This is a genomic window from Leptotrichia sp. oral taxon 879 str. F0557, from assembly GCF_000469385.1.
GTDB lineage: Bacteria > Fusobacteriota > Fusobacteriia > Fusobacteriales > Leptotrichiaceae > Leptotrichia > Leptotrichia mesophila.
Genome location: NZ_KI271297.1, coordinates 20,468 through 27,696, shown reverse-complemented (window position 1 = coordinate 27,696; position 7,229 = coordinate 20,468). Strand labels below are relative to the sequence as shown.

Here is a 7,229-nt window from a genome sequence, read left to right as displayed (position 1 = left end):
TTTTCCTGATGTTATGTATGGAATTTGTGGATTTATTGTATCGGTTATCGTGGCGTTGATAATTTTTAGGATTTCGAGAAGCAGGACTAGGACGGATGTGGCTGTACTTTTAATTGTTGGGATTGCGATTTCGTCTTTTTTAGGGGCATTTACGTCGTTCAGTATGTATCTGATTGGGCAGGATTCCTTTAGAATAGTAACGTGGATGATGGGATATATGGGAAGTGCTTCTTGGTTGAAAATTGGAGTTCTTATGATACCGCTTGTAGTTTCTGTCGTTTATTTTTATTTAAAAAGATATGAGATGGATTTGCTGATGAGTGGGGATGAAGAGGCACATTCGCTTGGAGTGAATGTGGATGAGCTAAAAAGGAATTTATTGATTGTTTCGGCACTGATTGTTGGATTTTCTGTGGCATTTACTGGAATGATAGGATTTGTTGGGCTTATTGCACCGCATACGGTAAGGCTTGTACTAAAAAGTGGAAGTAATACTAGGCTGCTTCCTTTAGCAACATTGGGTGGAGGACTGTTTTTGCTGATTTGTGATACGATTGGACGTACAATTTTAGCACCAACAGAAATTCCGATAGGAGTGGTAACTTCATTTTTTGGAGCACCATTTTTTCTATATTTGGCGATAAGAAGGAAAAAAGGTGGATAGGATGAATAGTGAAAATAATAATTCAGAAATTTCGATAAAAAATGTAAGTTTTAGTTATGATAATTTCCAAAAAAAGATAATTGATGGATTAAATATAAATATAAAAAAAGGTGAATTTGTTGGGATTCTTGGTGCCAATGGGAGTGGGAAATCGACACTTTTGAAAATGATTTTGAAATATTTTCCGATAGAAACTGGGAATATTGAGATTTCTGACAAAAATATCAGTTTGTATAGTTATAAGGAAATGACAAAAATAATAAGTTTTGTTCCTCAAAAGTCGGCTTTGAATATGCCGATAAGTGTAATCGAAATGATTTATATGGGACGTACGCCACATATTAAGAATAAATGGATTGGGTTTGATAAGGAAGATGAGCGGAAGGTAAATGAGATTTTGGAAAAATTACGGCTTGAAAAATTTAGGAACAGATCGATTTTTTCACTTTCGGGTGGAGAATTTCAGCGTGTTCTGCTGGCAAGGGCATTGGTGCAGGAAACGAGGATTATTCTACTGGATGAGCCGACTTCTGCATTGGATATGAATTATGCTCTTGAAATTATGAAGCTTACATCGGATTTTGTGAAGGAGAAAAAGATTACGGCTGTTATGGTTTTGCATGATTTGAATCTGGCTTCAATGTATTGTGATAATGTGATGTTTTTAAAAAATGGAAAAATTGCATATTCAGGGAGTCCAAAGGAGCTTTACAAAAAGGAGATTTTTTCTGAAATTTATGGATTTGAATGTGAAATTGTGGAAAATAGCGGATTTTTGTATGTAATACCTAAAAAAATTTAATAGGAAAGGATTGGAAAAATGAAAAAAATAATAAGAAATTCTTTTTATTTGGCATTGCTAATTATTTCAATGTTTATAATTTCTTGTGCAAAGAAAAATGATGAAAATGCTAAAAAGGGGGAAAATAAAAAATATAATAGGATTGTTGTGCTGGATCCTGCGACTGTTGAAATGATTTATATGCTTGGAGCAGAAGATAAAATCGTGGGAGTTGCTAATTTGGAGCGTTCAAAGGTGTGCCTGAAGAAAAGGTCGCAAAACTTGAGAGTGTGGGAACTTTTATAAAGCCATCGCTTGAAAGAATAATTACCTTAAAGCCTGATTTGGTTATAACGTCAGCTCTTACAGATGACAACCTTAATAATGGGCTTAAATCAAATAACATTGAAGCAAAAAGAATTCAGGCAAATTCGATAGAAGAAATATTTACCAATTTTATGGAAGTAGCAAAAATGCTGGGGAAAGAAAATGAAGCAAATAAAATAATTGCTGAAAAAAGAGCAAAGCTGGAAGAAATTAAAAAGATGGCAGCAATCAATAAAAAAGGGCTGTTTGTTATGTCAGCTTCACCGCTTATGGTGTTTGGAAACGATAATTTACCAAATGATATAATGAAATTGTTGAATATTAAGAATATCGCAGAAAATCAAAAGGGGAGAAATCCGATTGTAACGCCTGAATTTATAATAAAGGAAAATCCAGACATCATAATTACATTATTACCAAATCCATCTCAAATTGTGGCTACAAATCCACAGTTAAAAAACGTAAATGCAATAAAAAATAACAAATTTATTGTTGTAAATTCATCACAGATTTTAAGAGGTTCACCAAGAACTATTGATCAGATTGAAGAAATTGCAAAAGCAGTTACAAAGTAATATTCTGAGGAAAATTTATTAAATTAAAATAGAAGGAGTAAAGAAATGGATATAAGCATAGAAAGAATTTTGGATCATATGAATAACGATCATGGGGATGTTTTGCCTTTGTATGTAAGGCATTTTTGTAAGAGAGAAGATGTGAAGGAAGCAAAACTGATTGATGTGAATGAAGAGGGGATGACTTTGCTTGTAAATGGAAATGAGAGAGTTAACATCGAATTTACAAAAAAGACTGATTTTAAAGGAATCCATCTGGAAATGATAAAGATGGCAAAAATTTCGAGAAAAGCCTTGAATGTGCCTGCACCCGAACATTACAAGGACAAGGGGCACCAGGAAGAGGAAAAAATGAAAATGGAAATAAGTGATTTTATCGGAAACTTTAAATCGGTTATAATTGGAACTGTGTCGGAAGAAGGAGAGCCGAATGCAAGTTATGCACCATTTTTTAAGTATCACGGGGACAGTTACTTATATGTTAATGAAACAGAAGCATATTTTGAAAATTTTAAGAAAAATGGGAAAGCAAGTTTGCTGTTTATTCAGGATGAAGGACAGGCAATGGTGCCGTCAATGCGACAAAGAGTTATATATAATGCAGAAATTCAATTTTTAGAAAAAAATGATTACTATAACGAAATTTTGGACGAATTTCAGAAAAATGACTTTTCAATACAAATGACTAGAAATGTGCCAGTTTTTCACTTGGTAAGAGCAAAATTGACAAGTGGAAGATATGTGAAAGGACCTAGACAGGCTTTTGACATCACAAAGGATAGAAGAGTTGTGGAAGTTATGTTGGGAGCGTCGGAAAACAGCTGAAAAGAAATGCCAAAGGAAATGCGAAAAGATGAAATTTCAGAGCCAAATCTAGAGGAGCAGGGAATTTTCCCAAAAAGATTTAAGTCACATAATGATTCGGTAGGGATTGTGTCAGATTATTTTCGGAAAAATAAGAAATTTGGAACAGAAGAAGAGTTGCTGGAAAGAATGGAGAAACCTGCGGAAAATGAACTTGGAACAATTTACGTCCATACTCCATACTGCGATAAAATCTGTTCATTTTGCAACTTGAATCGAAAGCAGATTGACAATGATTTGGAAGATTACACAAGTTTTCTTGTCTCAGAGTTTGAAAAATACGGAAAGACGCCTTATATGAAAAGTAAAAAAATAAATGTAATTTTCTTTGGCGGTGGAACGCCAACTATTTATAAGGAGCATCAGCTGGAACGAATTTTAAAGGCTATAAATGATAACTTTACGTTAACAGACGACTGTGAATTTACACTTGAAACAACATTGCACAACTTAAATCCAAAAAAAATAAAAATTCTAGAAAAAGGTGGAGTAAATCGGCTAAGTGTTGGAATTCAGACTTTTTCTGACAGAGGAAGGAAGATTCTGAACAGGACTTTTTTAAAGGAAGAAACTGTAAAAAGGTTGAAAAATCTTAAAGAAAGTTTTAGTGGAATGGTTTGTACTGATATAATTTACAATTATCCCAATGAAACAGTTGAGGAAGTGCTGGAAGATGCGAGAATCGTGAAGGATCTCAAAATAGATAGCACAAGTTTTTATTCGCTTATGATTTATGAAGGCTCTCAAATGTCTAAGGATATACGAAATAACACATTGGAGTTGAATTATGAACTGAAAAAAGACTTTGAACTGCATGATGCTTTTCTCAAAAGTATGCTTGAAAGTGGAGAATATGAAGTGATGGAGCATACAAAAATTATCAGAAAAGGAAGAGATGAGTATAGATATATAAGAAATACACATCAAGGGAAGGATATTCTGCCGATTGGAGTAGGTGCAGGCGGAAAAATTGATAATTTTGAAATCTTCAGATTGAGTCAGGACAAGGCATTTTATGCGATTTCTTCAGATGAAAATGAAATGAAGATGAAACGAATAAGTGGACTTTTACAGTATCCGAAAGTTTATTTTGACAAATTAAAAGAATATGTTTCCGATGAAATGCTTAATGAAATTTATAAGATTTTTGAAAATTTTGAAAAAAAAGGATATTTAAAAATTCATGAAACTTACACAGAACTCACGCCGGAAGGAATTTTCTGGGGAAATAACATAAGTGCAACAATATTAAAAAAATGTTTAGGAGGTGCAAAGGATGTCAAGTCTAGTAGTCTTTTCCACATCAACAGGAAACACAAGAAAAATAGCTGATGCCATTTTTTCAGTCTTAAAGGATACAGATAAAAAAATAGTGGATGTAAACGAAATAAACACTGTAAATATGAATGAATTTGAGAAAATTATTATTGGTGGCTGGATTGACAAAGGCGAGATTGATGAAAAATCCAAAGAGTTTTTGACTAATTTAAAAAATAAAAAACTTGGACTTTTTCTAACAATGGGCGGAAATCCCGAAACAGACAGAGCCAAAAAATGCGTACAAAAGGTTAGAGAATTGCTGGAAAAAAATGGAAACATTGTAGAAAAAACATTTGTATGTCAAGGTGCAATTGATCCTGATCTAATAAATAAATTTCGTAAAATGACAAAACAAGGTATAGCGGGGCCTTTTGCAGCAACTCCAGAAAGAGAAGCTAGATGGGCAGAAGCGGCAAAACATCCAGACGAAAAGGATATTGAAAATGCTAAGAGAATATTTGGAGGATTGTAAAATTAAGAATAAAAATAAGGGGGGTAAATTGTGAAAATAATTTATGTAATTGTAGGATTACTGGCAGTAGCGTTGGGATTTATAGGAGCTTTTCTGCCAGGGTTGCCGACGACACCATTTTTATTATTAGCTAGCTTCTGCTTTGCAAAAGGCTCAAGGCGATTTGACAGATGGTTCAAATCAACAAAGCTGTATAAAAACCATCTGGAAGACTTTGAAAAAAACAGAAGTATGAGTTTAAAAGTTAAAATAGGAATATTACTTTTTTCAAGTGGAATGATGCTATTTCCAATAATTAAATTTAGTAATCCTTATGTAAGAGGCATATTTGTTTTGCTGGAAGTTTTTAAATATTATTATTTTATTTTTAAAATAAAAACAAAATTTTAAGACAAGTGAAACAAATGTCTTTCCTTTGCATCCTTAACTTGTTTGATGCTATTTTTATTATATTTTTCATTTCATAAAGTCATTATAAATTCAAATAAAAGTTGTAGTCTAGTCGTAGGTGCAGGATTTGTGGCAATAAGCATTCCTGAGAAAACTAAATAAAGAAAAAATTTAAAAATTATAAAAAATATTTATTAGTAATGATTACTTGATATATTTCAAATAAAAATAATACTTAAGAATAAATTTTTTTTAAAATATGATATAATAACAAAAAAATTAGTAAACAAAAATTGGGGAAAATAAAGAGATGAAAAATTATTTAAAAGGTATAAATCAAAGACTTGGAAATATTTTTATAAATGTTCGGACTTTGGAGGAATTGGAAAAAAAGACGAAAAGTGTGGTAAATGAAGAGGAGAATGTATTTGAGTACAATCAGAATGTTAAAAAAGTTAATGATTTTATAAAAAAGGGAGAATTTAAAAAGGCGAGAAGTGTTTTGGAAGAGATGAAGGGGCTTCATCGGATGGGGTACTATGAGCTTGGGAAGTATTATTATTTTTGTGAGAGGGATTTGAGCAAGGCAGAGAGCAATTTGTATATTGCTTTTGAAAATGGGATTATAAAGGCTGGGTATTATTTAGGGTTATTAGAGGAAAAGAGCGGAAATATAAACTTGGCTAGAAACTGGTATGTTACCAGTTTTAATTTTTCTGAGGAGTCTGTTATGAAGCTATTTTATTTTGCCATTAGAGAACAGAATTTCTGGGAAATAGATGGATATTTTTATTATTTGTTGCAATACGGCGAGAGTGCTAAAAATCTGTATGAATTTGCCAAATATTATTTTTGGAGAAATGATGCTGAAAAAATAAAGGAAATTCAGAATAAACTGCTGAATGAAAGCCAGATTTTGTATTTAACAAAAGAAATTTTATATAATGTCGAATGTATGCTCGGAGATGAAAAGAGCAGGGAATACATAAAGTTTGTGGAAAATGCTAAAAATCTTGAGACATTGGGAGAAATAGAAAAAGCAGAAAAATTTTATAAAAAATCCGTTGAATACAACGAATATGGAAATGTAGAAATAGCTAAATTTTATGGAAAATTCGCAGAATCTGATAAATATAAAAAGTTAAAAGAAATTTTTAAAAATAATTTTTTAAGAGAAATACGTTCAGAAGTATCTTATCAGCTTGGAAAATACTGTGAACATCAAAATAATCTTTATGATGTGATAAACTGGTACGAAATATCTTCAAAAAATGAGAATTATAAATCTTTCTATAAACTTTCAAAATTACAAAATCCAAAATTTTCTGAAACAGAAACAAATTTACAGGATAACTATTTTAAATATCTAAAAAGCTCTGCAGATTTAGGATATGCACGAGCAATGATTGAAATGGCATTTGATTCACATTTAAACAGTCTGGAAAGTTTTGAGATGGCAGAGAAGATTTTGACACAGAATAATATTTTTGAACTGACAAAGGCAATAATGAATAAGGCAAAAATGATTTATTTTGGAAATGAAATTAAGGAAGTTCTGGAAATAAATTATGAAGAGGAAAATACGAATACGATAAAAATGTTATTTGAAAATGAGAAAAAAAGAAAACCTAATATTTTCAAATAATTAAAATATAATTTTCACTTTTTAAACAGAGTCTACCATAAACTAATCCGTCGGAGCATTTGGTATTAAGATTATTTTTAAAATTATTATTACTTAAAATAGAAAAAACCGTTTTAAATGAATTAATCAAATAAGACGGTTTTTTGTTATTTATTATAAAATATACTCAAACCTATTTAAAATTAAACTAC

At 31.4% G+C, this 7,229-nt stretch carries 9 protein-coding genes; all 9 read left to right on the top strand.

Going from position 1 to position 7,229, the window contains the following annotated elements:
* Positions 1-664: iron ABC transporter permease (locus HMPREF1552_RS02985; RefSeq protein WP_021743590.1), on the top strand; the 664-nt coding region annotated here is incomplete at its 5' end.
* A gap of 1 nt (position 665) precedes the next feature.
* On the top strand, positions 666-1,466 hold the full coding sequence (locus tag HMPREF1552_RS02980; RefSeq protein ID WP_021743589.1) for an ABC transporter ATP-binding protein: 801 nt from the start codon (positions 666-668) through the stop codon (positions 1,464-1,466).
* An 18-nt stretch (positions 1,467-1,484) separates the two neighbouring features.
* Entirely contained in the window at positions 1,485-1,751 is a 267-nt protein-coding gene (locus HMPREF1552_RS12730; protein WP_021743588.1) for a hypothetical protein, read from the top strand.
* The gene (locus HMPREF1552_RS02975) at positions 1,703-2,347 is read left to right on the top strand and encodes an ABC transporter substrate-binding protein (protein WP_231370740.1); all 645 of its coding nucleotides are present in this window, start codon (positions 1,703-1,705) and stop codon (positions 2,345-2,347) included. The genes HMPREF1552_RS12730 and HMPREF1552_RS02975 overlap by 49 nt, the downstream gene beginning before the upstream one ends.
* Positions 2,348-2,392: 45 nt before the next feature.
* Positions 2,393-3,172 (top strand): DUF2470 domain-containing protein, encoded by a 780-nt coding sequence (locus HMPREF1552_RS02970; protein WP_021743586.1) that lies wholly within the window; start codon positions 2,393-2,395, stop codon positions 3,170-3,172.
* Between the two features lie 6 nt (positions 3,173-3,178).
* Positions 3,179-4,543 (top strand): coproporphyrinogen-III oxidase family protein, encoded by a 1,365-nt coding sequence (locus tag HMPREF1552_RS02965; protein WP_021743585.1) that lies wholly within the window; start codon positions 3,179-3,181, stop codon positions 4,541-4,543.
* A complete protein-coding gene (locus HMPREF1552_RS02960) occupies positions 4,488-5,003 on the top strand; it encodes a flavodoxin family protein (protein ID WP_021743584.1) in 516 nt (171 codons plus the stop codon). The genes HMPREF1552_RS02965 and HMPREF1552_RS02960 overlap by 56 nt, the downstream gene beginning before the upstream one ends.
* Before the next feature lie 30 nt (positions 5,004-5,033).
* Positions 5,034-5,393, top strand: coding sequence for a YbaN family protein (locus HMPREF1552_RS02955; protein ID WP_021743583.1), 360 nt, complete (start codon positions 5,034-5,036; stop codon positions 5,391-5,393).
* Between the two features lie 310 nt (positions 5,394-5,703).
* A complete protein-coding gene (locus HMPREF1552_RS02950) occupies positions 5,704-7,038 on the top strand; it encodes a hypothetical protein (protein WP_021743582.1) in 1,335 nt (444 codons plus the stop codon).
* Positions 7,039-7,229: the final 191 nt, after the last annotated feature.